The organism is Bradyrhizobium nivariense, from assembly GCF_029846695.2.
Taxonomy (GTDB): domain Bacteria; phylum Pseudomonadota; class Alphaproteobacteria; order Rhizobiales; family Xanthobacteraceae; genus Bradyrhizobium.
Genome location: NZ_JARWCR020000014.1, coordinates 56,267 through 82,589, shown reverse-complemented (window position 1 = coordinate 82,589; position 26,323 = coordinate 56,267). Strand labels below are relative to the sequence as shown.

The window sequence follows — 26,323 nt, the reverse complement described above, 5'->3', positions numbered from 1 at the left end:
ATGACGATCATTCTGATCGGGCTCGGCACCGGCGGTTGCAGCTTTTCCCGCAATGACAAGAGTGCCTACGCCAAGGCCAACGACAGCGACCTCACCGGCTCGATCGCAATGCTGGCCAAGGAGGCGCCCCCGACCGAAACCGATCTCGCCTTCGCCCGCAACGCCGCCTCCGACGTCCTCAGCAAGGGCGACAAGGATTCCAGCCAGCATTGGGAGAATCCGGAAACCGGGGCGCGCGGTTCGGTCACGCCGATCGCGCAATCCTATGCCGCCGAGGACGGCCGCAAGTGCCGCGACTTCCTGGCGAGCTACGTCAACGGTGGCACCGAAAGCTGGCTCCAGGGTGCCGGCTGCCAAAGCAGCCGTGGCCGTTGGGAGATTCATACGCTAAAGCCGTGGCGGAGCTAGGAATCGCTTCACCAGGCTAGTTGCAAAAATACCACTCGCCCCCCACATGAGGCTCAGGTGGGGCGGGGAGCCCTTTGAACAATTCGATTTCTTGAAGGAGACGTGACGGATGCGCGACCCCTATGAGGTCTTGGGGGTGCCGCGGAGCGCCAATGCTGCCGCGATCAAGAGCGCCTATCGCAAGCTTGCCAAGAAGCATCATCCCGACAGCAACAAGGACGACCCGAAGGCCGCCGAGCGCTTCTCCGAGATCAATTCGGCGAACGAGATCATCGGCGACGAGGACAAGCGCAAGCAGTTCGACCGCGGCGAGATCGACGCCGACGGCAAGCCGCGCTTCCAGGGTTTTCCGGGTGGCGGCGGACCGCGCGGTCGCGCCGGTCCCGGCGGGTTCGAGAGCTATACGTTCCGCGCTGGCGGCGCGGGCCCTGGTCAGGGCGGCGGCGCGTTCGAGGACATTCTCAACAGCATGTTCGGCGGTGGGCAGCGTCCGCGGCCCGGGGCCGGCGGCGCAGGGCAATTCGAATTCGACACCGGCGGGATCGGGGTCGATCTCGACCTGAACGTCGCCATGACCGTCTCGCTGGAAGAGTCGGTGCAGGGCGGAGAGAAGCGCGTCCGGTTGCCGACAGGCAAGGAACTCAACGTCAAGATTCCGGTCGGCGTCGTCAGCGGCCAGCAGATCCGGCTGAAGGGGCAGGGCGAGACCGCGCAGGGCCATCCGCCAGGCGATCTTCTGATCACGATTACCGTTGCACCGCACGCGTTCTTCAAGATCGAGGGCGCCGACCTCAGGATCGACCTGCCGGTCACGCTCTATGAGGCGGTGCTTGGCGGCAAGATCCGCGTGCCCACCCTCGGCAATGCCGTGGAGTTGTCGGTCCCGAAAAACACCTCCAGCGGCCGGACCTTCCGCCTCAAGGGCAAGGGATTGCCAAAATCTGGCGGAACCGGGGATCTCTTCGTCACCATCAGGATTATGCTACCGGACGGGAACGACGCCGAGCTTGAAGCATTGATGGAAAAGTGGCGGGACCAGCACCCCTACAATCCACGTAGCGGGCTCGGTTAGGGCGAGATCGGCAGCTGAAGGGGTTCTCCTAAAGACTGAGAGCGTCGTCCATGGAGATGATGCTCATCATACGCCCGAGGCGTGATAGCCCTTCTCGGCTCACGTGCTCGACGTGTCGGCTGTCCGGCGGGGCAGCCGATAAAAAGGTGCGGCCTCGAGAGGGGGACCAGCGCGGTACCAAAAACCCCAATCGAGGCCGCCCGCGTCGATCGGCGGATCGAACGCTGCTCATTTTCGCGTGATCATCCGGTGCTATAATGAGACGCGCCGATGTCCTGATTCCAAATTTTCAATGTCGGAATCGAGGCACCGCGCTTGCGTGGTTGTCTAGCTGCCGTTTTTCTCTGCCTGGTCGTAAACCGCCTGCGCCACTTTGGTCAGCCGGTCGCGGTCGCCGCCACCGCTGACGACGTAACCGACGCCGCGCTCGGCCCAGAACAACGCCCCGTCCTTGTCCGTTCTGGCGTAGCGCATCTGCGTCGCGCCGTTCTCGGTCTTGGCGGTGTAGATCGTGTACCGCTCGCCAGAGGCGCCCTCATACATCAGGAACGAGGCCGGGCCGCTCGGCCCCGGCAAGAGCCGGCCGCCGACGAGCTTCAGTCCGCTCGCCTCCAGGTTCGGCGCGAACACGGTCCAGCCGCAGCGTCTGGTCAGCCAGGCCTGGAGGTGGTCGCGCTCGTTGCCGCCGACCTCGACGGGGTGGCGAACCTCGACGACATAGAGGCGGTGGGCGTCGAGCGCGTCGGTCGTAAAACTCTGGAAGGTCGAGGGTGCGTTGGCGGCGCCGTGCGCCAGCCAGCCGGCGGTGCCGCCGGCGACGAAGGCCACCAGCACGGCTGCGGCGGCGCCATAGAGCCAGTGCCGCGGGCGGCGTTCCAGCCGCTCGAGCTCCAGCCGCGCCGGCACCGGCTCCTGGGCAACGGAATCGTAGCGGGTGTGCAGCATCTCGGCCATGGCGCGCCAGGACTGCACGCGCTCGGCATCCTCAGGCTGCGCGGCAAGCCAGGCCTCGACGTCGGCGCGGCGCTCGGCCGGCAGCTCGCCGTCGACATAGGCGTGCAGTTCGTCCTCGGTCACTGGGATATTGCGGTCGTTCATATCGGTCGTCTCTGGCTCTGCGGCCCAAAATGTTCTTCGTGGTTCGACTGCGCCGCTTCCCACGCCATGCAGGGGAAGCGACATGCGCGATGCATCAATCTTGCCATCATTTCACCCGCCTGAGCGCCGGGCGCTCGCCCTCCAGCGAGGCTTTAACGTGGGCGCGGGCGCGTGCCAGGCGCGACATCACGGTGCCGATCGGCACGCCCTGGATGTCGGCGACCTCGCGGTAGCTCATGCCCTCCAGCATCACCAGGAGCAGTACCGAGCGTTGCTCCTCGACGAGCGTCGCCAGCGCCTTCTCGATATCGCGCCCTTCGGCTTCGGTCCCGCTGGCATCCGGGTTGTTCTCCGTCAGCTGCATGAATTGCGGGCGCCGTGCCAGCGAGCGCCGCCGGTTCTTGTTGAGGTTGGTCAGGATCGTGTAGAGCCAGCTCCTGACGTCGCCCCCGAGGAACAGGCGCTCCGAACGCAGCGCCCGCACCAACGTATCCTGCACCAGATCGTCGGCCGCATCCGCCTCGCGCGTGAGCGCGCGGGCGTAGCGGCGCAACGCCGGGATCATGGCTTCAACACTCTGGCGAAACGCACTCATTGCCGTCTTGACGTCCTGATGTTCGGCGCGAGCGCCACAACGATCATAACACCCGACCGGAACGGCTATTCCGGCGCTTGAAACAGCGTTAACGCCGCGTATTAGGACTGTACCGCAACGGAGGGCTGGTGTACCTCCAAACCTTACCGAGAGCTCGACGGGACGTTAGCAAAATGGCGCAGAATTCAGGTCTGATGCAGGGCAAACGGGGCGTGGTCCTCGGCGTTGCCAACAACCGCTCGATCGCCTGGGGCATCGCCAAGGCATGCCACGCGGCCGGCGCCGAGCTCGCCTTCACCTATCAGGGCGATGCGCTGAAGAAGCGCGTCGAGCCGCTCGCCGCCGAGATCGGCGGGCTCGTGCTCGGCCATTGCGACGTCACCGATGCTGCGACCATCGATGCGGCCTTCGCGGTGCTGAAGGAGAAGTGGGGCAAGATCGACTTCCTGGTGCATGCGATCGCCTATGGCGAGCAGCTCGACGGCCGCTACGTCGACACCACGCAGGAGAATTTTTCGAAGTCCATGCTGATCTCCTGCTACTCGTTCACGGCTGTGGCGCAGCGCGCCGAGAAGCTGATGACCGACGGCGGCTCGCTCATCACGCTCAGCTATTACGGCGCCGAGAAGTGGATGCCGCATTACAACGTCATGGGCGTCGCGAAAGCGGCGCTCGAAGCGAGCGTGCGCTATCTCGCCGCCGATCTCGGCGAGAAGAACATCCGCGTCAACGCGATCTCGGCCGGGCCGATCAAGACGCTCGCGGCGTCCGGCATCGGCGATTTCAGATATATCCTGAAGTGGAACGAGGCCAACGCGCCGATGCGGCGCAACGTGTCCACTGAAGACGTCGGCGGCAGCGCGCTGTATTTCCTGTCCGACCTCTCGCGCGGCGTCACCGGCGAGGTGCACCACGTCGATTCCGGCTATCACGTGCTCGGCATGAAGCGCCCGGACGCGCCGGACATTTCGTTCGGTGGGAAGGATTAGTTTCTGAATCTGGAACGCCCGTGCCCACGATCTATTATCTTCGCCACGGCGAGACCGAGTGGAATGCGCTCGGGAGGCTTCAGGGCATCAAGGACATTCCGCTGAATGCGCGCGGTCGCGGTCAGGCCGTGCAGGCCGGCGGCATTCTCGCCGATCTGTTCAAGCGCGACGGCCGCGACAAGGCTGCGTTACCCTACGTGTCGAGCCCGCTTGGCCGCGCGCGCATGACCATGGAACTTGCGCGCGGCAGGCTCGAACTGCCGGTGACGGACTATGCGCTCGATGATCGCCTGCGTGAGATCGGCTACGGCACCTGGGAGGGACTGACGCTGGCCGAGAGCGAGGCCTCCGATCCCGAAATCTATGCCCGGCGCCTCGCCGACAAATGGACGGTGGGCCCCGCGGGCGGGGAGACTTACGCCGATGTGCAGGTCCGCGTGCGCGCCTGGTACGACCAGCTCCGGACCGACACCGTCGCGGTCGCCCACGGCGGGACCTGCCGGGCCCTGATGGTTTCACTCGGCCTGGAGACGCCGGCGAGCGCCGCCGAGCTTTATATCGAGCAGGGCGCTGTCTACGTGTTCCGCGACGGGCGGCTGGAGAAGTTTAGTTAAGCGGCCCGCCGTCTCCTGTGGCGGGCTGCGGGTTTGACCCCCGGCGCCCCGCGCGTTACCACACGCGGGAACCGAGCCAGCGAGCAGCGATGTCCTTCAACACCTTCGGCCACATGTTCCGCGTCACGACCTTCGGCGAGAGCCATGGGGTGGCGATCGGCTGCGTGGTCGACGGCTGCCCGCCCATGATCCCGCTCGTCGAGGCCGACATCCAGGGTGATCTCGATCGCCGCCGGCCCGGCCAGTCGCGCTTCACGACCCAGCGCCAGGAGCCGGACCAGGTCAAGATCCTCTCCGGCGTGATGGCGCATCCGGAGACCGGCGTACAGGTGACGACGGGCACGCCGATCGGGCTGCTGATCGAGAACACCGACCAGCGCTCGAAGGACTATTCCGAGATCAAGGACAAGTTTCGACCGGGCCACGCCGACTTCACCTATGAAGCGAAGTACGGCCTGCGCGATTATCGTGGTGGTGGCCGCTCCTCCGCGCGCGAAACCGCGACGCGCGTTGCCGCCGGCGCGATCGCGCGAAAAGTGCTGCCCGCCGTCAGGGTGCGCGGCGCGCTGGTGCAGATGGGCCCGCACAAGATCGACCGCGAGAAGTGGGACTGGGACGAGATTGCGAAAAATCCGTTCTTTTGTCCCGACAAGGACAAGGCCGCGTTCTTCGAGACCTATCTCGACGGCATCCGCAAGAGCGGCTCCTCGATCGGCGCGGTGCTCGAGATCGTCGCCGAGGGCGTGCCGGCGGGATTGGGTGCGCCGATCTACGCCAAGCTCGATGCTGAGCTCGCTTCCGCGATGATGAGCATCAACGCGGTGAAGGGCGTCGAGATCGGCGCGGGCTTTGGCGCGGCCGAACTCACCGGCGAAGAGAACGCCGACGAGATGCGCACCGGCAATGACGGCACGCGCTTTCTGTCCAACCACGCCGGCGGCGTGCTGGGCGGCATCTCCACCGGACAGCCGGTGGTGGTGCGCTTTGCGGTGAAGCCGACCTCCTCGATCCTGCAGCCGCGCCTGACCGTCGACCGCAACGGCGCCGACACCGAGATCTTCACGAAGGGCCGCCACGATCCCTGCGTCGGCATCCGCGCCGTCCCCGTCGGCGAAGCCATGATGGCCTGCGTGCTGGCGGATCATTTCCTGCGCGACCGCGGGCAGGTCGGGCGCTAGCGCTGCGCGGGGCGCTTGTGTCGCGCCACTAGCCCACCGCGCAGCTTGACGATCCCACAACTTCGTCCGCAAATGCGGACATGGAAAGCTCCGAGCTCCAACGCATCACCAACTGGCTGATCGACGGCGCAAGGTCGTCGGGGACCCCGGCGGAGATGATCGCAGACGTCTGCGAACATCTGGTCGAAGCCGGCTTGCCGTTATGGCGGTTCGGCATCTTCATCCGCACGCTGCATCCGGAGATCTTCGGCCGCAACTTCATCTGGCGGCAGGGCGAGAAGGTCGAAATCGGCACCGTCGATTTCGAGATCCTGGACACGCCCGAATTCGCCCGGAGCCCGCTTCGGATCGTGTTCGAGCAGGGGATCGAGGTCAGGGGCCGCGTCGACGATCCCGACAGCGAGCGATTTCCGTTCATCAACGACATGCGGGCCGAAGGGGCGACCGACTATATCGCTGTGCCGCTGCCGTTTCTCGACGGCTCGGTCCATGCGACGAGTTGGGTGACACGGCATCCCGGTGGCTTCAGCGACGACCAGATCGCTGCGATCCGCTGCATCGTGACGCCGCTTGCGCGCGTCGCCGAGATCATCAGCTTGCGCCGCACCGCCGAGATGCTGCTCGACACCTATGTCGGCAACCGTGCCGGCGCGCGCATCCTCGGCGGCCAGATCCGCCGCGGCCACAACGACACCATGCAGGCTGCGATCTGGCTCTCCGACCTGCGCGGCTTCACCGCGCTGTCGGACCGGCTGCCGGCCGAGACCGTGGTCGAGATCCTCAACCATTATTTCGACTGCCAGGTCACTGCGATCCGGGGCCATGGCGGCGAGGTGCTGAAATTCATGGGCGACGGGCTGCTCGCGGTGTTCCCTATCGACGAATATGTCGGCGATGCCGCCCATGTCTGCACGCGCGTGCTGGAGGCGGCGCGCGAATCCCGCGCCAGCGTCGAGGCGCTCGCCTTTCCGGTCGGCGACGTCATCGAGCGCTTCCGCTTCGGCGTCGCGCTCCACGTCGGCAACATCCTCTACGGCAATATCGGCGGCGGCAACCGGCTCGACTTCACCTGCATCGGCCCCGCGGTCAATCTCGCCGCAAGGCTCGAGAAGATCACGGGCCGCCTGGGGCGGACCGTCGTGGCCTCGGAAGGGTTTGCCAAGGTCTGCTACCACGACTGGCACGAGCTCGGCGAATTCCCGATCGCGGGATTTTCCAAGGCGCAGCGCGTATACGGGCTGGCGGATGAAGCGTCGGTGCTGGTCGACTGAGCGCTATTCCTCCGGCTCCGTCGTGAACAGCAGCGGATAGCCCTTGGTGCGGCCGGCGTCGGTGGCGCGGGTGGCCTTGGTCTCGGCGACGTCCCTGGTGAACACGGCGACCACGCAGGCTCCTAACTTGTGCGCCGTGATCATGACTTTATAAGCCTGATCCTCGGTCATGCGGAACTCGGCCTTGAGGATCATCGTGACGAATTCGCGCGGCGTGAAGTCGTCGTTGATCAGGATGACCTTGTGCAGCTTCGGCCGCTCGACCTTGGTCTTCGTCCTGGTTTTCGGCTTGATGACGGTATCGTTCATTCCGCCTCCCGGATACGGCGGGTTCGGGTTCCTGCCGGCGCGCTCAGCGCGCGGCCTTCTCACCATATTGCAGGACCTGCACCTTCTCCAAGGTGATCAGGCCGCTCGACATCATGCCATCCAGGATGGGCAGGAATGCGTTGACGTTGTCCTCGCTGTCGACGATCTCGATCAGCAGCGGCAGGTCTTCCGAGAGCCGCAGAATTTTTGAAGTGTGCAGCCGGCTCGACTTGCCGAAGCCCATGGGGCCGCGCAACACGGTGGCGCCGGCCAGATGCCGCTCGCGCGCCGTCATCACGATCGCTTCATAGAGCGGCTTGCCGTCGAAATGGTCGCTCTCGCCAATGAAGATCCGGAGCGAAACGGCCTGATTGGGGATTTGCATGGTCAGCTCCTTGTCAAGCGGTTGGTGCGGCTGGCCATCATATGGCCGAGCCACACCGACACCAGCCAGCAGATGACAGACGCCGCGATATAGGCGAGCGCCGTATATTTCATGCCGTCGTGGAACAGGCGGAAGGTCTCCAGGCTAAAGGTTGAAAAGGTCGTGAAGCCGCCGCAGAAACCGGTCATGACGAACTGCCGGTGCTCGGGCCGTGCCAGCACGCGGCCGTCGGGCCCGGTCAGCGTCGCGTAGAAGCCGATGATCAGCGAGCCCGTTGCGTTGATGAACAGCGTCGCGACGGGGAAGCCGGGGCCGGTGTCGAGCGCAAGTCCGACCAGATAACGCGTCAGCCCGCCGACGGTGCTGCCGGCCGCAACCCAGGCATAGAGCATCGCGGTGCGCCAGCGATCGGCAGAGGAGGGGGACTTCATCTGCCTCTAGCCTCCCAGAGTGTCCGCGAGGAGGAAGCCGCAACTGACGGCCGCGAGGCACAGCCCGACCGAGAACACGACATTCCCGAGCGCGTGCATCGGCTCGCCGCTGCGCGCCAGCGTCAGCGTTTGCAGACTGAACGAGGACACCGTGGTGTAGCAGCCGAGAAAGCCGGTCACCGCGAACAGCCATGGATTGGGCGCGGCGAAGGCCGAGCCGGGATGGGTCGCCAGTGCGCCAAAAAGGCCGATCAGGAAGGCGCCGGTGACGTTGATGGTCATGGTGCCCCACGGAAACGTCTCGCCCAGCCGCCGCGCGATCACGCCGGAGATGAAATAGCGCGCACAGCCGCCCAGCACGCTGCCGATCATGATCGCAAGCACTCCGCTCAGCACGGCGAACAGCCTCCCGTCATCATTTCTCCTCCGTTGCCAGCCCGTTGCCGACGGCGAACAGCCCCATGAGCGCCACCAGCGCGAAGCCGAGCCCGGCCAGGAACGTGCCGGCCGGACCATAGGCATCCCACAGTGCGCCCGCGATCACGCTCGCGGCCAGCAAGGCAAGGCCGGTGAACAGGTTGAAATAGCCGAACGCGGTACCGCGCAAGCTCGGCGGCGCGGCGTCGGCGACAAGGGCCGAGAGCAGGCCTTGCGTCAATCCCATATGCAGCCCCCACAGCCCGACGCCGAGTGCGAGGCCGCCGAGGCTCGGCAGCAGCGCGAGCACGAGATCGGCGCCGGCGAGGAAGACGAGGCCGAGCGCAAGCAGGCCGGTGCGATTGATCCGGTCCGAGAGCACGCCGGCCGGATAGGCCGACAGCGCATAGACGACGTTCATCAGCACCAGCACGGCCGGCACCCACATCGCATTGAGCCCGATGTTTTGTGCGCGCAGGATCAGAAAGGCCTCGCTGAAGCGCGCCAGCGTGAAGACGACGCCGACCGCGACGACACGCCAGTACACGGATCCAAGCTGCCGCATCGCGGCGGTGTTCAGCGGATTTTTCGACGGCTCCCTGCTCGGATCCGGCTCCGGCTCGCTCACCGCAAATGCGATCAGTCCGAACGACAGGAACGCCGGGAGCGCCGCTACCCAGAACACCGCCGTAAAATTGTCCGACGTCCACCACATCAGGCCGATCGCCACGAGCGGCCCGACGAACGCACCGATGGTGTCGAGCGACTGCCGCAGGCCGAAGCTCGCGCCGCGCAGGCCGATGGGTGCGATATCGGCGATCAGCGCATCGCGCGGCGCGCCGCGAATGCCCTTGCCGACGCGGTCGATGAAACGCGCTGCAACCAGCCATCCGACGCTGGGGGCAAGCGGGAAAAGCGGCTTTGTCAGCGCGGCTAGTCCGTAGCCGAGCGCCGCGAGGAGCTTGCGCCGGCCGAGCCAGTCGGACAACGCGCCGGAGAAGATTTTCGTGATCGAGGCGGTCGCCTCCGCAATGCCCTCGATGAAGCCGACGGTGAGCGTGGAGGCGCCGAGCACGGTGACGAGATAGACCGGCAGCAGCGCGTGGATCATCTCGGAGGAGACGTCCATCAGCATCGAGACGAAGCCGAGCACCCAGATCCCCCTGGGCAGCCCCGCGCGCGCAGCATTCGGTGTCGTCGTCACGTCCAGGACTTCTCCTTGGCCTGCTCCTTGGCCTTCTCCTTGGGCCTGCTCCTTGGCCTTCGCGTCCAGGCAACAAAAAACCCGCCAGCGGCGGGTTTGTCCATGCTCCCGCCAAAGGCAGAGGCTCAAAGATTGCCCCACCTCAGGCAGGAGTCATCAGCCCACTACGGTCTCATCGACTGACGGGCGGTTATCGGGGGACTCCATCCCCATCTATGCGGCCAGCCTAGCACGGAAATCGTGCCGGACAAGTAGGGCGGGGTGCTCTGTCGAGTGGTCCGTCATTCCGGGAGCGCGCCGCGCGCGACGGCATGACGATGCCAGAGATCGCGCAGTTCCAGCGGCGCGAGCGCGGCAACATGGCGGCAGCTTTGCGTAAAGCTGCGCAAATTGCCGACTCGCAAATCCTAACTCGTAAATCCCTAACTGGAATGTGAAGCGCAAGCGATCTTCGGACTTTGCGGCAAGGCGTTTGCATGTCACCATCGCGTCATACGACGGGAGGCTGCGATGCGCTTGCTGTTCTCGATCGGGGTTGTGCTGGTGACCGGCATGTTTGCCGGAGGGGACGTCGCGGGCATCGCGGCACCAGGACCTAAATTTGAGTCGCCTAAAATTCAGCCGCAGCGGCAAGCAGCCGACAGGGACGCGCAGACGGTCGATGTCGAGCTGATCCTCGCGGTCGACGTGTCCTACTCCATGGACATGGACGAGCTCGCGATCCAGCGCGAAGGCTATGCGCAGGCGATCCAGTCGAAGGAATTCCTGCAGGCGCTGAAGATGGGTCCGAACGGCCGGATCGCGGTGACCTATTTCGAGTGGGCCGCCTCGACCGACCAGAAGATCATCATCCCCTGGCGGCTGATCGACGGACCGGAGACCGCGGATGCCGTCGCCGCCGAAATCTTGAAGACGCCGATCCGGCGTGCCTCGCGTACCTCGATCTCCGGCGCGATCACTTTCGCGATGCCGCTGTTCGATGAGGATCCCTATCGGGGCTTGCGCCGCGTGATCGACATTTCCGGCGACGGTCCCAACAACAATGGCACTCCGGTCACAGTGGCGCGCGACGCAGCGATCGAGAAGGGCATCGTCATCAACGGCCTGCCGATCATGGTCAAGGAGCCGTCCTATTCGACCATGGATATCGACAATCTCGACTACTACTATGAGGACTGCGTCATCGGCGGCCCCGGTTCGTTCGTGATCACGATCAAGGACCGCGACAAGTTCAAGGAAGCAATCCGCACCAAGCTCCTGATGGAGGTCGCGGGCCGCACGCCCGAGCGCCCCGTGATGCACGTTGCGGAGAAGGACAAGGAGCCGCGTGTGAGCTGCATGATCGGCGAGAAGATCTGGTCGGACCGCTGGGGGCGGTGAACGCTACCACCGCATGAGACCTTTTGCCCTGGCTTGCTTCCGGTAGAATTTTAACCGTGCGTTAACCGTTGGGCGGCCCTAATCGGCCGTTTCCAGTTGTTTCCGGATAATGTTCTGACGCTGCTGTCGGGGCGCGAACGAAGCGGGCCTGTCAGACCAATCCGCCGAGCAATCCAATGGCCATCGTCACGTCGAGCACCAGCCAGATTTCTCCCGCCAACGAGCGGGTCTATCACCAGAGCGCCCTGCTCGGTGACTGGAAGGGCAATTGGGCGGGCAACAACCAGCCCGTCGGCTTCAAGGTCGTGAACATCCGCGGGGCCCGGGCGCAGGTCGAGTACACCCATAACGGGCACACCGAGCGCGGCTTTGGCGAGGTCAGTGGCGCGCTTCTCACCTTCGGTAACATCACGGTCGGCACCAAGGACGGCAAGAGTTTGGTGCTCTTGTCCTCGGCTGGCGCGGGCAAGCAGACCGCGACGCTGGATAAGCAGGCGCCGCCGGCCTCGGACAGCCGCCTGATGGGAAGCTGGGGCGGCTATTCCAGTGACAATGGCAAGAGCGCGAGCTTCAGGGTGCTCGCCGTCAACGGCAACGAAGCGCAGGTCAGCGTCACCACCGACGGCGTCACCCGTCAGGGCACCGGCACCGTCTACAAGAACGTCATCATGTTCGGGCAGGCGCAGATCGCGACCGACGACGGGCAGAGCGGCAAGATCATCTACCAGGTCGGCAACAAGTCGTTCATGGTGCCCGTGACGAAATATCCGCCGGCCGATACGTCGTCCTCGGTGGACAAGACCGCGTAACGCCTCACCGTCGTTTTGCCGCGATATGATGTCAGTGCCGCCACGGTACTGCCAATCGAACGCTCCGGCTACTTCGCGGCGAGCGGTGGCAGGGGCGGCACGCTGTCGTTCGGCGCTTCCGCCTGCATGGTGATCAGCGTCATCGAGACCAGGTCGTAATAGCCGATCAGGCTGATGATATCCATGATGCCGCGCTCGCCGAATTTCTGCTGCGCTGCGCGGTAGGTTTCGTCGGAGACCTTCTTGTCGCGGTAGAGCGCCATTGCGAGATCATAGAGGGCAGCCTCGTCATCCTTCATCGCCTTTGGCCGTACGCCGTTCGCGACGTCTCTGGCGATCTCTGGATCGAGGCCGGCCTTCATCGCGAGCGGATAATGCGCGAACCATTCGTACTGCGCGGTCCATTGCCGCGCGGTGATCAGGATGGCGAACTCGCTGAGGCGCGCCGGCAGCGACGAATTCCAGCGCAGATAATCCGACATCGCGGAGAGCTTTGGCGCGAGCTCCGGGTTGCGGATATAGGCGCGGTAGGGCGGGTTGGTGAATTTGGCATTGCGCGGGGGCACGGCGATCGCATCCGCCCATTCCTTCTGCGGCGGCGTGAGCTCGTCCGCCTTCAGCGGCACGAAGCGGGTCGGCTCGGCTGCGCGGCCCGCTCCCGAAATCGCCACAGCGAACAGCGCAGCCAGCGCCACGCCCGGATATCGCATCGTCTTTCTCCCATTCCGGCGGACTCGCGCCGCCTTGTTTCGGACAACAGCTTACGGCGCGATGCGAACCGTGCAAGACCTCGGGAACGCATGCGGGAGTTGAAGGAAACGACGCCCGGGCTCCACTGGCATTCGGGGCATCCGTCGCGTATAATTTCCGCACTTCCTTGACGGTCACCTGAATGTTCAGCCTCGTAGCTTCACGCGCCCTCGCAACTCTCTTCGCCGTGCTTTGCCTCGGCGGAGCGACGGCTCATGCGCAAGTGGCGCCCCTGAGGTATTGGATACCGGGCGGTCCTTTCGGCTTTGGCGGAAGTAGCGGCCAGAGCGCCGATGCCTATGGCAACTTTCCAAGCTTCAAGGCCGGCGATGCAGACGGAAGCTACAGTTTTCGTCCCGGTTTCTTTGTCGGAAGCCAACGCGGTGATCTTGGTTTGAGCGGCCTTAGCCAACCCGCCACGGCCGGCAATTTCAGCGCGCTCTCTTATGATGGCACGCAGTTTGGCTACAACACCAAGACCGCGGGCGGCATGCCCGTCACGTTCTTTGCAGGTTTCGACACGCTGAAATACAATGGCGGCATTGGCAGCTCGCTTGCGCCGCTCACCTCTAGCGCCTCGCCCGGTTACGGCGCGTTCGCGGGTGTCGAGTTCAAGCCGACCTCGAACCTCAGCCTGTCGTTCGGCGCCGGTTTCACCCAGCAGCAATCTGGGCGCATGGATAGCGACATCAACTCGTCGCTGCTGCCCGGCGAGTCACCGGCCTTGGGCGGCCTTCGGCGGTAGAGCATGACCCGGGAAAGTGTGCAGCGGTTTCCCGAAAAGGTCATGATCAAACAAAACTAGCGCGTGAACCGCGCCACCAGCTCGACATGCGGCGTGTGGCGGAACTGGTCCACGGGCACGACGCTGTCGATCTTGTAGCCGCCATGGATCAGGAGCCTGGCGTCGCGAGCAAATGTCGCGACGTTGCAGGACACCGCGACCACCACAGGCACCTTGCTCGCGGCAAGCTTCAAGGCCTGCGCCTGGGCGCCCTGGCGCGGCGGGTCGAACACGACGGCGTCGAAATCGCGCAGCTCCGGCGGCACCAGGGGGCGGCGGAACAGGTCGCGCGGCTCGGCCTTGATCGGCTTGAGCCCCGGCGTGCGCGCGGCCTTTGCGAGCGCTGCAATGGCGCCGGCGTCGTTGTCATGGGCGGTGACGCGCGCCTTCTCGGCGAGCCTCAACGCAAACGGCCCGACGCCGCAGAAGAGATCGAGAACGTTCTTGGCCTTGCCGATGCGCTCCGCGACGAGAGACGCAAGCGTCTCTTCGCCTGCAAAGGTCGCCTGCAGGAACGAGCCCGGCGGCAGCGTCACCTCGGCGCGGCCCATCTGCACGGTCGGTGGCAGGCGTTGCAGCACCAGTTCGCCGTGCCGTGTCAGCCGTGCCAGGCGGTGCTGCTCGGCGACGCGCGAGAGCGCCGTCACGAGCGGCGTTGGTAGCGGGCCGGAGCCGCGCACGTCGACGTCGAGACCGTTGGCGGTCGCGGTGACCTGGATGTCCAGCGGTTTCGTCACCGGCATTTTGGACGTCAGCAGCTCGGCGAGCGCCCAACCGGCATCGAGCGCGCCCTCGAGCCCGGGATCGAGGACCGGGCAGCGATGGATCGGGATGACGTCGTGCGAGCTGGCAGCCGAGAAGCCGACCTTGAGGATGTCATGCGTGCCGAACCGGCCGTGCAGCGTGACGCGCCTGCGCCCCGCACCGTGAGCGTCGACCAGCGACGCCACCTCGCAGTCGATGCCGGCCTGCGCCAGGGTCTCGACCACGATGCCGCGCTTCCAGGCGTGATAGGGCTCGGCCGCCCAGTGCTGGATCGCGCAGCCGCCACAGACGCCGAAATGCGGACAGAACGGCTCGACGCGCTCGGGGCTGGCGACATCCACTGCCAGCAGCTTGCGGCGGTCGGGATGGTTGCCGGCGACGTGGTCGACCTCGACGGTCTCGCCCCCGAGCGCATAGGGCACATAGACCGCATCGCCCGCAGCCAGCGAGACGCCGTCGCCGCGATGGCCGACGTGCTCGATCTTCACGCGCTCAACCACGGCGCGCGCCCAGGAAGAATTCGATATTGCCGTCGCCGCCGGTGATCGCCGACGGGAACACCTCGATATCGGTGCAGCCGAGCGAGGCCGCAAAGGCGGCAATGTCGTCGCAGATCTCGCGGTGCACGGCGGCGTCGCGGATGATGCCCTTCTTGTTGTGCTTCCGGTCCGCCTCGAATTGCGGCTTGATCAGCGCCAGCAGGCTCATCGGCGCGGCCGCCAGCGACAGCGCCACGGGCAGCACCGTCTTGAGCGAGATGAAGCTGACGTCGATCACGACGACATCGGGCCGCGCCGGCAAGCGCTTGCCGTCATAGGCGCGGATGTCGGTCTCTTCCATCGACACGATTTTGGCGTGACCGCGCAGCGAGGGATGCAACTGGTTGGTGCCGACATCGACCGCAAAGACGAGGCTCGCGCCGTTCGCCAGCAGCACCTCGGTGAACCCGCCGGTGGAAGCGCCGACGTCGAGGCAGACATGGTCCTCGATCTCGATCCTGTAGCGCTCCAGCGCGCCAGCGAGCTTGACGCCGCCGCGGGAGACATAGGGGTGCGCGGGCTCGGCCTGAATCACGGCGTCCTCGGCGATGGTCTCCGACGGTTTTGCGACCTGCTTGTCGTTGGCGGTGACGAGTCCGGCCTCGATCGCCGCGCGCGCCCGCGCCCGGCTCTCGAACAGGCCGCGCTCGACCAGCAGAACATCCGCGCGCTTGCGGGCAGGGGACATAATCTCTCCGAAGACGCCTGAAGCGCTTATGTAGCGATCAATCGCGCGGCCGCCAGTCGGACGCAAGCCTCGAACGCGGCCAGATCGTGCCAGACGTCGATCGGCATCTGCGCCGGCGTCACCAGCGGGCAACCATGCAGCTCCAGCGCGTGAATCATCATGAGATTGTCGACGAGGCCAAAATCCTCGACCGTCAGCCCCTGCGCGTCGACCAGCCGCCCGTCTTCGGACGTCACCTCCATGAAGCGGCCGACACGATCGGCATAGGCGGCGCCGTCGTTGGAATAGGCGAGGCAGAATTTGCGGCGGCCGGCCATGTAGCCGAGCTCGTAGACGGTGCCGGGATCGGCGCCGGCGCCGCGGAACGGCGTGAGGTTGGCGATGATGGCATCGGCCGCGTCCATCATCGCCTCGTTGCCGCAAAAGATCTGCCGCGACGCATCAGGCGCGGTGAGGTCAATTTTGTTGTCGAGGGGGTAGAGGCCGGTAAGTCCGTGAGCGGCGCAGATCGCGGCCTTCTGCCGGCCGACCTCGACCGCATCTGGCAGGAACACGTCGGGGCCTGCCAGATAGATTTTCATGAGAGCTGCTTCGCAGAAGGTCGAAGCTCGCTGTTAGGCGAGCTTGACCGTCTCGGCCTTGACGTCCTTGCCGAGCGCCTCGAACACCTTGGCGACGATGCCCTTGGCGTCGAGACCGGCACGGCCGTACATCGCCGCCGGCGTGTCGTGGTCCTGGAACACGTCGGGCAGCACCATGGAGCGGAACCGCACCAAGCCGCTGTCCAGCGCGCCCTGGTCGGTCAGGTACTGCGCGACATGCGAGCCGAAACCGCCGACCGAGCCTTCCTCGATCGTGATCAGGATCTCGTGGTCGCGCGCGAGCTTGAGCACCAGTTCGGTGTCCAGCGGCTTCATGAAGCGCGCATCCGCGATCGTGGTCGAAAGGCCATGGGCTGCGAGCTCGTCGGCGGCCTTCTCGCATTCGGCCAGACGCGTGCCGAAGGAAAGCAGCGCGATCTTGCTGCCCTGGCGGATCACGCGGCCCTTGCCGATTTCGAGGGGAACGCCGACGTCGGGCATTTCGATGCCGCGGCCTTCGCCGCGCGGATAGCGCAGCGCGCTGGGGCGGTCGTTGATCGCGACCTGGGTTGCAACCATGTGCACCATGTCGGCTTCGTCGGCCGCCGCCATGATCACCATGTTCGGCAGACAGCCGAGATAGGCGTTGTCGAACGAGCCGGCATGGGTCGCGCCGTCGGCGCCGACGAGGCCGGCGCGGTCGATGGCGAAGCGGACGGGCAGGTTCTGGATCGCGACGTCATGCACGATCTGGTCATAGCCGCGCTGCAGGAAGGTCGAGTAGATCGCGCAGAACGGCTTGTAGCCTTCGCTCGCAAGACCGGCGGCGAACGTCACCGCGTGCTGTTCGGCGATGCCGACGTCGAAGGTGCGGTCCGGGAACGCCTTGTTGAAGATGTCGACGCCGGTGCCGGACGGCATCGCCGCGGTGATGGCGACGATCTTGTCGTCCTTCTCCGCTTCCTTGACGAGGCTCTGGCCGAACACGTTCTGATAGGCCGGCGCGTTGGGCTTGGCCTTGGCCTGGGTGCCGGTCGCGACGTCGAACTTGACGACGGCGTGGTACTTGTCGGCGGAGGCTTCCGCCGGACCGTAGCCCTTGCCCTTCTGGGTCACGACGTGGACCAGGATCGGGCCGGTCTCCATGTCGCGGACGTTCTTCAGCACGGGCAGGAGATGGTCGAGGTTATGGCCGTCGATCGGGCCGACGTAATAGAAGCCGAGCTCCTCGAACAGCGTGCCGCCGTCCATCATGAAGCCGCGAGAATATTCCTCGACGCGGTTGGCGCGGTTGGCAAGGATCTTCGGCAAGCGCTTGTTGATCTGCTTGGCCGCATCGCGCAGCGTGCGATAGGTCTTGCCCGAGTAGAGCCGCGACAGATACGCGCTCATCGCGCCGACCGGCGGCGCGATCGACATGTCGTTGTCGTTGAGGATGACGATCAGCCGCGAGTTCATCGCGCCCGCATTGTTCATGGCCTCGTAAGCCATGCCGGCTGACATCGCGCCGTCACCGATGACGGCGATAACGTTGTTCTTGCCGCCGGAGAGGTCGCGCGCGACCGCCATGCCGAGGCCGGCGGAGATCGAGGTCGAGGAATGTGCGGCGCCGAACGGATCGTAATCGCTCTCGCTGCGCTTGGTGAAGCCGGACAGGCCGCCGCCGGTGCGCAGCGTGCGGATGCGGTCGCGCCGGCCGGTGAGGATCTTGTGCGGATAGGCCTGGTGGCCGACGTCCCAGATCAGCCGGTCGCGCGGCGTGTCGAAGACGTAATGGATCGCGGTGGTGAGCTCGACCACGCCGAGACCCGCGCCGAAGTGACCCCCGGTCACGGAGACGGCATCGATGGTCTCCTGCCGCAGCTCGTCGGCGACCTGGCGAACCTGCTCGATCTTGAGCTTGCGCAAATCGTCCGGCGTCCGGATGGTGTCGAGAAGCGGCGTTTTACTGTATGCGTTCACGGCGATTTCCAATTTGTCAGCGCCGGAAGACCGTTCCGGCGCGCGATGGGTTTGCACAATATCGGCGCAGCGCGAGTCCTTAAACCGTCGGAGCCACCTGCATGGGGCAATGCCCCGTCTTCAAGCTTAGGTGAGCTTAAGTGCGCTCCGGTTCAGTCTCTGTGATCCCTGTCACTTAGATCGGCTTCGTCCGTCCCAACCAATTTCATTAGCAGTTTGAAGCGCTTGTCGTCGGAATTCGGTGCCCACGCAAAGCTTACAAAAAGCCACACTCCGCGCAGCTTTACACCAAAGCTTGGGCCAAAGCCAACCCACTGGGCCGATTACGGGCATGCACGAGCAACCCGCGGACCAGGGTGGTTAACCGAGGCGTTAGCGGAAGGGTTCCTACCTTGCCCGGTTCCTCGGCAGGATTTTGGCCGAGAGCAAGGTCTTTTGGTCGGGATTCAGGAGGGGGCGGCCCTCGTGGGGGAGTTCCCCGATTGTCGTGCTCCGCCACCTAGGCCCAAGCAGGCAAGCGGCAACGTGCGATCATGAAAAACTGCGGGCGGCCGAGGCTCGAGGCTTCGAACGGCGGCGCTTACTGGACGTCGAGCGGCGCGGTGCCGGTGGCCTGGCCGCTGGCATCGGTTGTGATCTTGTCAACGCGCGCCTCGGCCTGGCGCAGCAACTCCTCGCAGCGGCGCTTCAGGGCCTCGCCGCGCTCGTAGATCGTCACGGATTCTTCGAGCGGCACCTTGCCGTCCTCGAGCCGCTTCACGATCGTTTCGAGCTCCTCGATGGCGCGTTCGAAGGTCAGCCTGGAGACGTCGACTTGGGTATTTTCGGCCATGTAAGTTTCCGATTGCCCGATTCGCTTCACGTCAGAGAAAGCAAGGTTTTGCGGGCGTAATGTGGCGGGTGCATCAAGCGCCCATCAGGGCGCCGACATGCGCCGTAACAGATTCTTTCAGTCCTTGCAGATCGTAGCCGCCTTCGAGCACAGAAACAACGCGCCCCCCGGCGGTCTTGTCGGCGAGGTCCATCAGCTTGCGCGTCACCCAGGCATAATCCTCAGCGCGCAAATTCAGCGACGCCAGCGGATCGCGATAATGCGCGTCGAAGCCTGCAGAAATGACGAGCAGCTCCGGGCTGAATTTTTCGAGCTGCGGCAGGATCAAATTCTCGAACGCGATGCGGAATTCCGGCCCGCCGTCTTCGGAGACGAGCGGCGCGTTGACGATGGTGTCGTGGTCGCCGCGCTCGCTCTTGGCGCCGGTGCCCGGAAACAGCGGCATCTGGTGCGTCGAGCAGTACATCACGGTCGGGTCCGACCAGAAGATGTCCTGGGTGCCGTTGCCGTGATGCACGTCGAAATCGACGATGGCCGCGCGCTTGATGCCGTATTTGCGCTGCGCGTGGCGGGCGGCGATTGCGACGTTGTCGAAGAAGCAGAAGCCCATCGGCTTGCCGATCTCGGCGTGGTGGCCGGGCGGGCGCACCGCGACGAAGGCGTTGCGATGCTCGCCCGCCATCACCGCTTCGGTCGCCGCGACCGCACCGCCGACGCCGCGCATCACCGCTTCCCACGTGCCCGGCGACATCGAGGTGTCGCCATCGATATAGACTTGGCCGCTGGTCGGCGCGATGTGGCGCAGTTCCGTGACGTAATCCTCGTTGTGGCAGAGCGTGACGAGGTCGAGATCGCCCTCCGGCGCCTGGTCGCGCACCAGGAACTGGAAGCGCTCATTCGACAGCGCTTCCTCCACCGCCCGCAGGCGGTCCGGCCTTTCAGGGTGTCCCGGCGGCGTGACGTGGTCGAGGCAGGCCTTGTGGGAGAGGAGAAGCGTACTCATCAGGTCGGCCTCATGGGATGCGGGCTCTTGACGTCGCTTGGCGCATCCAGCGCCAAAACGCAAATGCAAAACCCAATCTATGCGTTCCCCCGGGAATGGCAAAGGGCGGTCCCGGACCAGTCCGTTTGATCCGGATCAATTGACGCGCAGGATGCGGCTCAGCGGCAGCGGCCCGATCGGTCCGTGCGCCCTGAAGAAGGCGAACAGCGCATCCGCGTCGTAGCCGCCATATTGCGGCGCCGTGCCCTGTTTGGCGATCGTAAAACCGTCGCCGCCGACGGCGAGGTAATCGTTGAGAGTGACACGGTAGCTGCTTCCAGGTTCGATCGGCCTGCCATTGAGCGTCATCTTGTCGGCGACGACACGTTCGCCGAATGGCTTCGACGTATCCCAGGCATAGCTGAACCCGTTCGAGACCTGGAGGATCCGCGGCCGCTTCGGATCGAGCCATTGCTGCTCCAGCATGTCCTTGAGCTGGCTGCCCGTGAGCGTCATGGTGACGAGGCGGTTGCGGAACGGCTGGCTCGCGAAAACATCGCCGAAGGATATCGCGCCGTTCTCCTTTGGAACGATGTCGGTGCGGATGCCGCCGGGATTGGTGAGTGCGATCACGGCGCTGCCATCCTTGGCGTCCCTGGTCGCGGCAAGTTGCGCGTCCGCGATGATGTCGCCGAGCGCGCTTTCGCCGGCCTCGTTCGGCACGCGTGACAGCGTCTGCGTCACCGAGCCAGCCGGGCGATTGGCGATCGGCGCTGAAAGCTTATCGTAGGCGTCGATCAGCGCGGTCTGTTCGGGATCCTTCGGCAGCGAGGCATTGGCGACGATGACGTTCTCGCCCCCGGCGCTGACGACATCGCGCGTTGCCGGATCGAGCTTGAGATCGATCGCGGTGACCAGCGTGCCGTATTTGTCGCCGCTGGTGACGAGCCGTCCGTCGATATCGCAGACATAGGCGCGGTGGGTGTGGCCGCTGACGACGACGTCGACGGCGCGATCGAATTTTTTGACGATATCGACGATCGGTCCCGTTATGGCAGGGCATTCATTGTAGTCGCCGGCCGGCTCGCCGCCCTGGTGGATCAGCACCACGATCGCCTCGACCCCACGCGCCTTCAGCTGCGGCACCAACGCGTTCACCGTTTCGGCTTCGTCGCGGAATTCGAGGCCAGTGATGCCTGATGGCGAGACGATGCCCGCGGTTTCCTTCAAGGTCAGTCCGATGAAGGCGACGGGGATACCCTCGAACTCCCTGATCTCGTAAGGCGGCAGCACGCTCTCGCCCGTCGCCGTCTCGATGGTGGAGGCCGCGAGATAGTGGAATTTGGCGCCCGTGAAGGGATGCGGCCCCTGGCAGCCGTCGACCGGATGACAGCCGCCATTCTGCATCCGCAAGAGTTCGGTCTTGCCCTCGTCGAATTCGTGATTGCCGACCGAGGTGATCGCGAGTCCCATCATCGAGAGCGACTCGATCGAAGGCTCGTCGTGGAACATTGCCGACAGGAAGGGGCTCGCGCCGATCAGGTCGCCGGCGGTGACGAAGATCGTGTTCTTGTGTCCCTCGCGCAGCTGCTTCACCAGCGTCGCCATGTATTCGGCACCGCCGGCCGCCACCATCACCTTCCTGGCCTTGTCCTCGGGATCATTGATGCGGATGCCGCCGGGCGGCGGCCGCAGATTGCCGTGGAAATCGTTGATCGCGAGGATGCGCAGCTCGACGGGCGCGCCAGTCTGGGCCGCGGCGGGGAGGGCGGCGAGCGCCAGTGAAAGCGCGGCAAAGCTGAATGGGGAAGCGTATCGCATGGAACCAGGTTAGACGTTTCACGCGAAGATTTCACGAAGCTTGTTGCTGTCATTCCGGGTTCGCGCTTCGCGCGCCCCGGAATGACAAGCGCGGGTCATGAAAGGTACCTCACCGCTTCTTCCGGTTCGCAAACGCGTTGAACGCGGCGATGGCTTCTTCCGACTTCAGCCGCTCGCCGAACAGATGGGCTTCCTGATCGATGCGGCGGGTGAGTTCCTCGGGCGCGGCGCGCAGCAGTCTGCGCGAGGTGGCGACCGCTTCGGCGGGCAGCCGGCAGATGTCGCGCGCCACTTTGCGCGCCTCGACCTCGGTATGTCCCGGCGAGACCACGGTGTTGACGAAGCCCGCGGCATGCGCTTCCGCGGCAGTAAAGGTCCGCCCCATCACCAGCATCGCGAAGGCGCGCTGGTAGCCCATCGTGTTCGGCATCAAGAGGCTGGCCGCGCCGACCGGCACGAGCCCGAGATGGATGTAGGGAGCGGAGAAGGTCGCAGCGTTCGAGGCCAGCACATAGTCGCAATGGAACAGCATCACCGTGCCCATGCCGATCGACGCGCCGTCCACGGCCGCGATGACCGGCTTGGCGTTGAGGGCGAGTGAATAGAGAAACTTGGCGCCGTCCGACAGCGTCTCGGGGCGCGACGTGTCGGCGTGCATGAAATCGTCGATGTCGTCGCCGGCGGTGAACACGCCCGAGCCCCCGGTGATGATCATGCAGCGGATGTCGGGATTGTTCTGCGCGGTGTCGATCGCGCGGCTCATCTCCCGATACATGCCCTGCGTGATCGCGTTCTTCTTGCTCGGGCGGCGCAGGGTGATCACGCGCGTTCCGCGCTCTTCGGTGACGACGATATTGCCATTCGGCATGAGAGCTCCCTGCGGTCGCCGCGACGCTTGACTTTGGCGAGTCTCGCAAGCGTCAGCCTACATCATCTTGCAGGCGTGCCAATCCGCCCGCTCCACCTTTTCGAGAACGATCTCCGCAAGTTCGGCGCATGGCGCCGCCGCCCGCGACCCGATTTCGTTCGGGAACCGCATCGCGTCGGGGCGCGCCGGTTGTATCGCTTCGCATGTGCGGTTGCGCATTGCAACAGATGGCTACAATGTTTCATTTGAAAAACCGGTAGTTGTGGGGCACGATCGCCCCATGCCGTTTCCTTTGGCCGATTGCTCGATTGATGATTGTCGCTACGGGCGTTGACGAATCCTCGCTGCACTACCGCGGCTGGCGCGTCGTGCTGGCCTGCTTCCTGATGGCCTTCTTCATGTTCGGCTTCGGCCTGTACGGCCAGGGCGTCTATCTCGCCGAGCTCCAGCGCGCCCATGGCTGGCCGGGCACGCTGGTCTCCGCGGCCAGCACCTTCTCCTTTCTCCTGACCTCCGTCCTCGTCATCTTCACCGACGATCTGCTGGCCCGCATCGGGCTGCGATCGTTGATTCTGTGCGGCCTGTCGGCGCTCGGGGCATCGACGGTGCTGCTGGCGATGATGCAGACGCCTTGGCAGCTCTATCTCGCCTACGCGCTGATGTCGGTCGGCTGGACCGGCATGGGCACCGTGGTGATCGCGACCGTGCTGAACTCCTGGTTCGAACGGCGACGCGGGCTCGCGCTCAGCCTCGCTTTCAACGGCGCGACTTGCGGCGGCATCGTCCTCGTTCCGCTGCTGCTGACGCTAAGCGGCAGTATCGGCTTCCGTTCCGCCATGCTGGCGGCCACGATAGCGATGGTGGTGCTGGTGTTGCCGGTGGTGGTCATCTTCACGGGCTGGCGGGCCGAAATGTCGCCGACGTCGGACGGAGGCTCATCCGGTAGCGGCACCGCCGCGCCTGCGGTTCACTCGCGCAAGACGCTGCTCGCCAACGCGGCATTCTGGACCATGGTGCTGCCGATCGCAGTCGCGCTGCTGGCGCAGATGGGATTCATCATCCATCAGGTGACGTTCCTCGAGCCGCTTATCGGGCGCTCTGCCGCGGCCCTTGCCGTCACCATCATGGCGGCGATGGCAGTGGTCGGGCGCCTGTCGCTCGGCCTGTTCGTCGACCGGCTCGATCCGCGGCTCGCCTGCGCGGCGTCGATGACGAGCCAGGCGGCGGCGCTGTTCGTCGTCGTGCAGAGCACAAGCCCGACGGTGCTGCTCGCCTGCTGCGCCGTCTACGGCTTCTCGATCGGCAACATGATCACGTTCCCGCCCCTGATCATCCAGCGCGAAATCGGCGCGAGCGCCTTCGCCGCCGCGATGGGACTGGGGACCTCGATCAGCGGTGTCGTCAGCGCCTTCGGTCCCGGCATCGTCGGCCTCGTGCGCAGCACGACCGGCGATTACACGACGGCATTCGCGCTCTGTGTCGTGCTCGACCTCGTCGCGGCTGGCATCGTGCTGTGGCGGCCGGGGAGACGGGTGGAAGATTCGCCCAATCTATCCCCGTCACCCTGAAGGTGGCCGCTCCTTTAGCGGCCCTCGAAGGGTGACGGTTCGGCTTGCGATGCATTCGCATCTCAAGCCTCTCACCTCAGGATGACGGATCAATAGCGCGCTCCCCCTACCCCAACAGCACCGCATCCGCCGCCGCGACCGACTCCGCGCTCTCCGTCACGGTGCGCTCGAGCGCGCCGGCCTGCACGGTGATGTTCTCGGCGAAGAAACGCGCCAGCGAGACGTAGCGCGCGGCGTCCGTGTTGCCGTCGGCTTTCGCGGCGAGCGCTTCGGATGCGAGCATGCAGCCGCCGAGCGTGGCCCCGAACTGCTGCAAATACGGCGTCGCACCGGCGAGCGCCTCGTTCGGCGCAGACCCAACGCGTTCCAGGAGCCATTTGCTGGTGCGCGTGAGCGCCTCCAGTGCCTCGCGCAGTTTCACGCCCGTGGTGCCGAAGGCGGGATCGTTGGAGGCTTCGACCAGCTTCACGGTTGCCGAGAGCTCGTCGAGCAGCGCCCACACCGCCGCGCCGCCGTTGGCTGCGAGCTTGCGCGTGACGAGGTCGATGGCCTGGATGCCGTTGGTACCCTCATAGATCGCTGTGATGCGGGCATCGCGATAATGCTGTGCAGCGCCGGTCTCCTCAATGAAGCCCATGCCGCCATGCACCTGCACGCCGAGATAGGCGACCTCGTTGCCGATATCGGTCGAATAGCCCTTGGCCATCGGCGTCAGCAGCGCCGCGCGCGCGGCAGCGTCCGCGCGGACCTTGGGATCCTTGGCGCGCGTGGAGACGTCGATCGCGACGGCGGTCGCATAGCAGATGGTGCGTGCTGCCGCGGTCTGCGCCCGCATCCGCATCAGCATGCGCTTGACGTCGGGATGCACGAAGATCGCGTCGGAGCCGTCACCCTTCTTGCCGACGGCGCGCCCCTGCTTGCGTTCCTGCGCATAGCCGAGGGCCAGCTGATAGGCGCGGTCGGCAACACCGACGCCTTCGAGGCCGACGCCGAGGCGGGCCTGGTTCATCATCGTGAACATGCAGCGCATGCCCTGGTTCTCTTCGCCGACCAGGAAGCCGATCGCGCCGCCATGATCGCCCATGGTCATGGTGCAGGTCGGGGAGGCATGCATGCCGAGCTTGTGCTCGACACCAGAGGCAAAAATGTCGTTGCGCGCGCCGAGCGAGCCGTCTTCGTTGACCATGAGTTTCGGCACGAGGAACAGCGAGATCCCCTTGGTGCCGGCGGGCGCGTCGGGAAGGCGCGCGAGCACGAAATGCACGATGTTGTCGGTCATGTCGTGCTCGCCATAGGTGATGAAGATCTTCGTCCCCTTGATGCGATAGGTGCCGTCGGCCTGCCGCTCGGCGCGGGTGCGCAGCGCCCCGACGTCGGAGCCGGCCTGCGCCTCGGTGAGCTGCATCGTGCCGGTCCATTCGCCGGTGACGAGCTTTTCGAGATAGATGGTCTTCAGCTCGTCGCTGCCATGCGCGTCCAGCGCCTCCATCGCCGACGCCGTCAGCAGTGGGCAGAGGCCGAAGGCGACGTTGGCGGCGCTCCAGATCTCGGTGCAGGCGGCGTTGATCGCAAGCGGCAGGCCCTGGCCGCCAAAATCCTCGGGGCCGGAGACCGCGTTCCAGCCGCCCTCGGTCCAGCGCTTGTAGGCATCCGGCCAGCCCGGCGCGGTCGTGACCTTGCCGTCGCCAAGCTTGATGCCGTGCTCGTCGCCGACCTTGTTGAGCGGCGCCAGCACGTCGGTTGCGAACTTGCCGGCTTCCTCCAGCACCGCGCTTACGATATCGCCGTCGAAATCGCCGTAATGGCCGGCCTCCATGGCAGCCTTCAGGCCGGCGCCGTGGTTGAGCGACAGCAGCATGTCAGAGATCGGCGCGCGGTAGGTCATGGCTCACTCCCGTGGACAGGTCTTTGCGGGACAGGTCTTGGCGCCGTATTCCCATGAAACGGGGGAGGTCTCAACTGTCCGTAGGAGGTGGAAGAACGCCTGTCGGGAACGGGGCGGCGTCGCGGTCATATAAGGTAC

27 protein-coding genes and 1 riboswitch are annotated in these 26,323 nt (G+C 65.2%); of the genes, 10 read left to right on the top strand and 17 right to left on the bottom strand.

Features of this window, described 5'->3' with window-relative positions; all coding sequences use genetic code 11:
• The gene (locus tag QCM77_RS14120) at positions 1–408 is read left to right on the top strand and encodes an RT0821/Lpp0805 family surface protein (RefSeq protein WP_347882369.1); all 408 of its coding nucleotides are present in this window, start codon (positions 1–3) and stop codon (positions 406–408) included.
• Positions 409–517: 109 nt separating this feature from the next.
• Entirely contained in the window at positions 518–1,480 is a 963-nt protein-coding gene (locus QCM77_RS14115; RefSeq protein ID WP_279664095.1) for a DnaJ C-terminal domain-containing protein, read from the top strand.
• A gap of 327 nt (positions 1,481–1,807) precedes the next feature.
• Here QCM77_RS14115 and QCM77_RS14110 read toward each other — a convergent pair whose 3' ends face one another.
• Both QCM77_RS14110 and QCM77_RS14105 read right to left on the bottom strand, forming a co-directional pair.
• The gene (locus tag QCM77_RS14110) at positions 1,808–2,578 is read right to left on the bottom strand and encodes an anti-sigma factor family protein (protein WP_279664094.1); all 771 of its coding nucleotides are present in this window, start codon (positions 2,576–2,578) and stop codon (positions 1,808–1,810) included.
• Between the two features lie 106 nt (positions 2,579–2,684).
• On the bottom strand, positions 2,685–3,173 hold the full coding sequence (locus QCM77_RS14105) for a sigma-70 family RNA polymerase sigma factor (RefSeq protein ID WP_211382502.1): 489 nt from the start codon (positions 3,171–3,173) through the stop codon (positions 2,685–2,687).
• 173 nt (positions 3,174–3,346) lie between these two features.
• Between QCM77_RS14105 and fabI the strand changes: the two genes are divergently transcribed.
• The 4 genes from fabI (at position 3,347) to QCM77_RS14085 (ending at position 7,225) form a co-directional block, all read left to right on the top strand.
• Complete coding sequence (fabI, locus tag QCM77_RS14100; protein WP_092259949.1) at positions 3,347–4,162, top strand: enoyl-ACP reductase FabI; 816 nt, start codon at positions 3,347–3,349, stop codon at positions 4,160–4,162.
• Between the two features lie 20 nt (positions 4,163–4,182).
• Complete coding sequence (locus QCM77_RS14095; protein ID WP_279664093.1) at positions 4,183–4,776, top strand: histidine phosphatase family protein; 594 nt, start codon at positions 4,183–4,185, stop codon at positions 4,774–4,776.
• A gap of 89 nt (positions 4,777–4,865) precedes the next feature.
• Complete coding sequence (gene aroC / locus QCM77_RS14090; RefSeq protein ID WP_279664091.1) at positions 4,866–5,954, top strand: chorismate synthase; 1,089 nt, start codon at positions 4,866–4,868, stop codon at positions 5,952–5,954.
• A gap of 80 nt (positions 5,955–6,034) precedes the next feature.
• Positions 6,035–7,225: an adenylate/guanylate cyclase domain-containing protein gene (locus QCM77_RS14085; protein ID WP_279683978.1), complete on the top strand. Its 1,191-nt coding sequence runs from the start codon at positions 6,035–6,037 to the stop codon at positions 7,223–7,225.
• Positions 7,226–7,228: 3 nt separating this feature from the next.
• On the opposite strand, the gene clpS is transcribed toward QCM77_RS14085, so the two are convergent.
• From clpS to QCM77_RS14060, 5 genes are read right to left on the bottom strand one after another with little or no spacing between them, the layout of a single operon-like run.
• Positions 7,229–7,534 carry an ATP-dependent Clp protease adapter ClpS gene (gene clpS, locus QCM77_RS14080; protein WP_279664089.1) on the bottom strand — a complete coding sequence of 102 codons (306 nt, stop codon included), beginning with the start codon at positions 7,532–7,534 and terminating at the stop codon, positions 7,229–7,231.
• 43 nt (positions 7,535–7,577) lie between these two features.
• Positions 7,578–7,919, bottom strand: coding sequence for a putative PII-like signaling protein (locus QCM77_RS14075; RefSeq protein WP_279664087.1), 342 nt, complete (start codon positions 7,917–7,919; stop codon positions 7,578–7,580).
• Positions 7,920–7,921: 2 nt separating this feature from the next.
• Complete coding sequence (gene crcB / locus QCM77_RS14070) at positions 7,922–8,350, bottom strand: fluoride efflux transporter CrcB (RefSeq protein ID WP_279664085.1); 429 nt, start codon at positions 8,348–8,350, stop codon at positions 7,922–7,924.
• A 6-nt stretch (positions 8,351–8,356) separates the two neighbouring features.
• On the bottom strand, positions 8,357–8,755 hold the full coding sequence (gene crcB, locus QCM77_RS14065; RefSeq protein ID WP_279664177.1) for a fluoride efflux transporter CrcB: 399 nt from the start codon (positions 8,753–8,755) through the stop codon (positions 8,357–8,359).
• Positions 8,756–8,765: 10 nt separating this feature from the next.
• The gene (locus tag QCM77_RS14060; RefSeq protein ID WP_279664084.1) at positions 8,766–9,971 is read right to left on the bottom strand and encodes an MFS transporter; all 1,206 of its coding nucleotides are present in this window, start codon (positions 9,969–9,971) and stop codon (positions 8,766–8,768) included.
• Positions 9,972–10,111: 140 nt separating this feature from the next.
• A riboswitch (Fluoride riboswitch) is annotated at positions 10,112–10,191 on the bottom strand.
• Positions 10,192–10,481: 290 nt separating this feature from the next.
• On the opposite strand from QCM77_RS14060, the gene QCM77_RS14055 reads away from it, so the two are divergent.
• Entirely contained in the window at positions 10,482–11,351 is an 870-nt protein-coding gene (locus tag QCM77_RS14055) for a DUF1194 domain-containing protein (RefSeq protein WP_279664083.1), read from the top strand.
• 176 nt (positions 11,352–11,527) lie between these two features.
• Positions 11,528–12,160: a hypothetical protein gene (locus QCM77_RS14050; protein ID WP_279683977.1), complete on the top strand. Its 633-nt coding sequence runs from the start codon at positions 11,528–11,530 to the stop codon at positions 12,158–12,160.
• 68 nt (positions 12,161–12,228) lie between these two features.
• On the opposite strand, the gene QCM77_RS14045 is transcribed toward QCM77_RS14050, so the two are convergent.
• Entirely contained in the window at positions 12,229–12,870 is a 642-nt protein-coding gene (locus tag QCM77_RS14045; protein WP_279664081.1) for a carboxymuconolactone decarboxylase family protein, read from the bottom strand.
• Positions 12,871–13,052: 182 nt separating this feature from the next.
• On the opposite strand from QCM77_RS14045, the gene QCM77_RS14040 reads away from it, so the two are divergent.
• Positions 13,053–13,655 (top strand): hypothetical protein, encoded by a 603-nt coding sequence (locus tag QCM77_RS14040; RefSeq protein ID WP_279664080.1) that lies wholly within the window; start codon positions 13,053–13,055, stop codon positions 13,653–13,655.
• Between the two features lie 56 nt (positions 13,656–13,711).
• Here the strand turns inward: QCM77_RS14040 and QCM77_RS14035 are convergent, their stop codons facing one another.
• The 8 genes from QCM77_RS14035 to QCM77_RS14000 all read right to left on the bottom strand — a co-directional run bounded on the left by QCM77_RS14035 (position 13,712) and on the right by QCM77_RS14000 (position 22,732).
• Positions 13,712–14,959, bottom strand: coding sequence for a class I SAM-dependent RNA methyltransferase (locus QCM77_RS14035; protein WP_279683976.1), 1,248 nt, complete (start codon positions 14,957–14,959; stop codon positions 13,712–13,714).
• Complete coding sequence (locus QCM77_RS14030; RefSeq protein ID WP_279683975.1) at positions 14,952–15,686, bottom strand: TlyA family RNA methyltransferase; 735 nt, start codon at positions 15,684–15,686, stop codon at positions 14,952–14,954. Before QCM77_RS14030 ends, QCM77_RS14035 begins: the two co-directional genes overlap by 8 nt.
• A gap of 26 nt (positions 15,687–15,712) precedes the next feature.
• Complete coding sequence (locus QCM77_RS14025) at positions 15,713–16,267, bottom strand: nucleoside 2-deoxyribosyltransferase (protein ID WP_279683974.1); 555 nt, start codon at positions 16,265–16,267, stop codon at positions 15,713–15,715.
• Positions 16,268–16,300: 33 nt separating this feature from the next.
• Positions 16,301–18,229 carry a 1-deoxy-D-xylulose-5-phosphate synthase gene (gene dxs, locus QCM77_RS14020; protein WP_279683973.1) on the bottom strand — a complete coding sequence of 643 codons (1,929 nt, stop codon included), beginning with the start codon at positions 18,227–18,229 and terminating at the stop codon, positions 16,301–16,303.
• Between the two features lie 580 nt (positions 18,230–18,809).
• Complete coding sequence (locus tag QCM77_RS14015) at positions 18,810–19,061, bottom strand: exodeoxyribonuclease VII small subunit (protein WP_008132970.1); 252 nt, start codon at positions 19,059–19,061, stop codon at positions 18,810–18,812.
• A gap of 73 nt (positions 19,062–19,134) precedes the next feature.
• Positions 19,135–20,064 carry a histone deacetylase family protein gene (locus tag QCM77_RS14010; RefSeq protein WP_279683972.1) on the bottom strand — a complete coding sequence of 310 codons (930 nt, stop codon included), beginning with the start codon at positions 20,062–20,064 and terminating at the stop codon, positions 19,135–19,137.
• A gap of 135 nt (positions 20,065–20,199) precedes the next feature.
• Positions 20,200–21,864: a bifunctional metallophosphatase/5'-nucleotidase gene (locus QCM77_RS14005; protein ID WP_279683971.1), complete on the bottom strand. Its 1,665-nt coding sequence runs from the start codon at positions 21,862–21,864 to the stop codon at positions 20,200–20,202.
• Positions 21,865–21,973: 109 nt separating this feature from the next.
• Positions 21,974–22,732 carry an enoyl-CoA hydratase-related protein gene (locus tag QCM77_RS14000; protein ID WP_279664072.1) on the bottom strand — a complete coding sequence of 253 codons (759 nt, stop codon included), beginning with the start codon at positions 22,730–22,732 and terminating at the stop codon, positions 21,974–21,976.
• Positions 22,733–23,043: 311 nt separating this feature from the next.
• On the opposite strand from QCM77_RS14000, the gene QCM77_RS13995 reads away from it, so the two are divergent.
• On the top strand, positions 23,044–24,300 hold the full coding sequence (locus QCM77_RS13995; RefSeq protein WP_279683970.1) for an MFS transporter: 1,257 nt from the start codon (positions 23,044–23,046) through the stop codon (positions 24,298–24,300).
• Positions 24,301–24,406: 106 nt separating this feature from the next.
• Here QCM77_RS13995 and QCM77_RS13990 read toward each other — a convergent pair whose 3' ends face one another.
• On the bottom strand, positions 24,407–26,185 hold the full coding sequence (locus tag QCM77_RS13990; RefSeq protein WP_279683969.1) for an acyl-CoA dehydrogenase family protein: 1,779 nt from the start codon (positions 26,183–26,185) through the stop codon (positions 24,407–24,409).
• Positions 26,186–26,323: the final 138 nt, after the last annotated feature.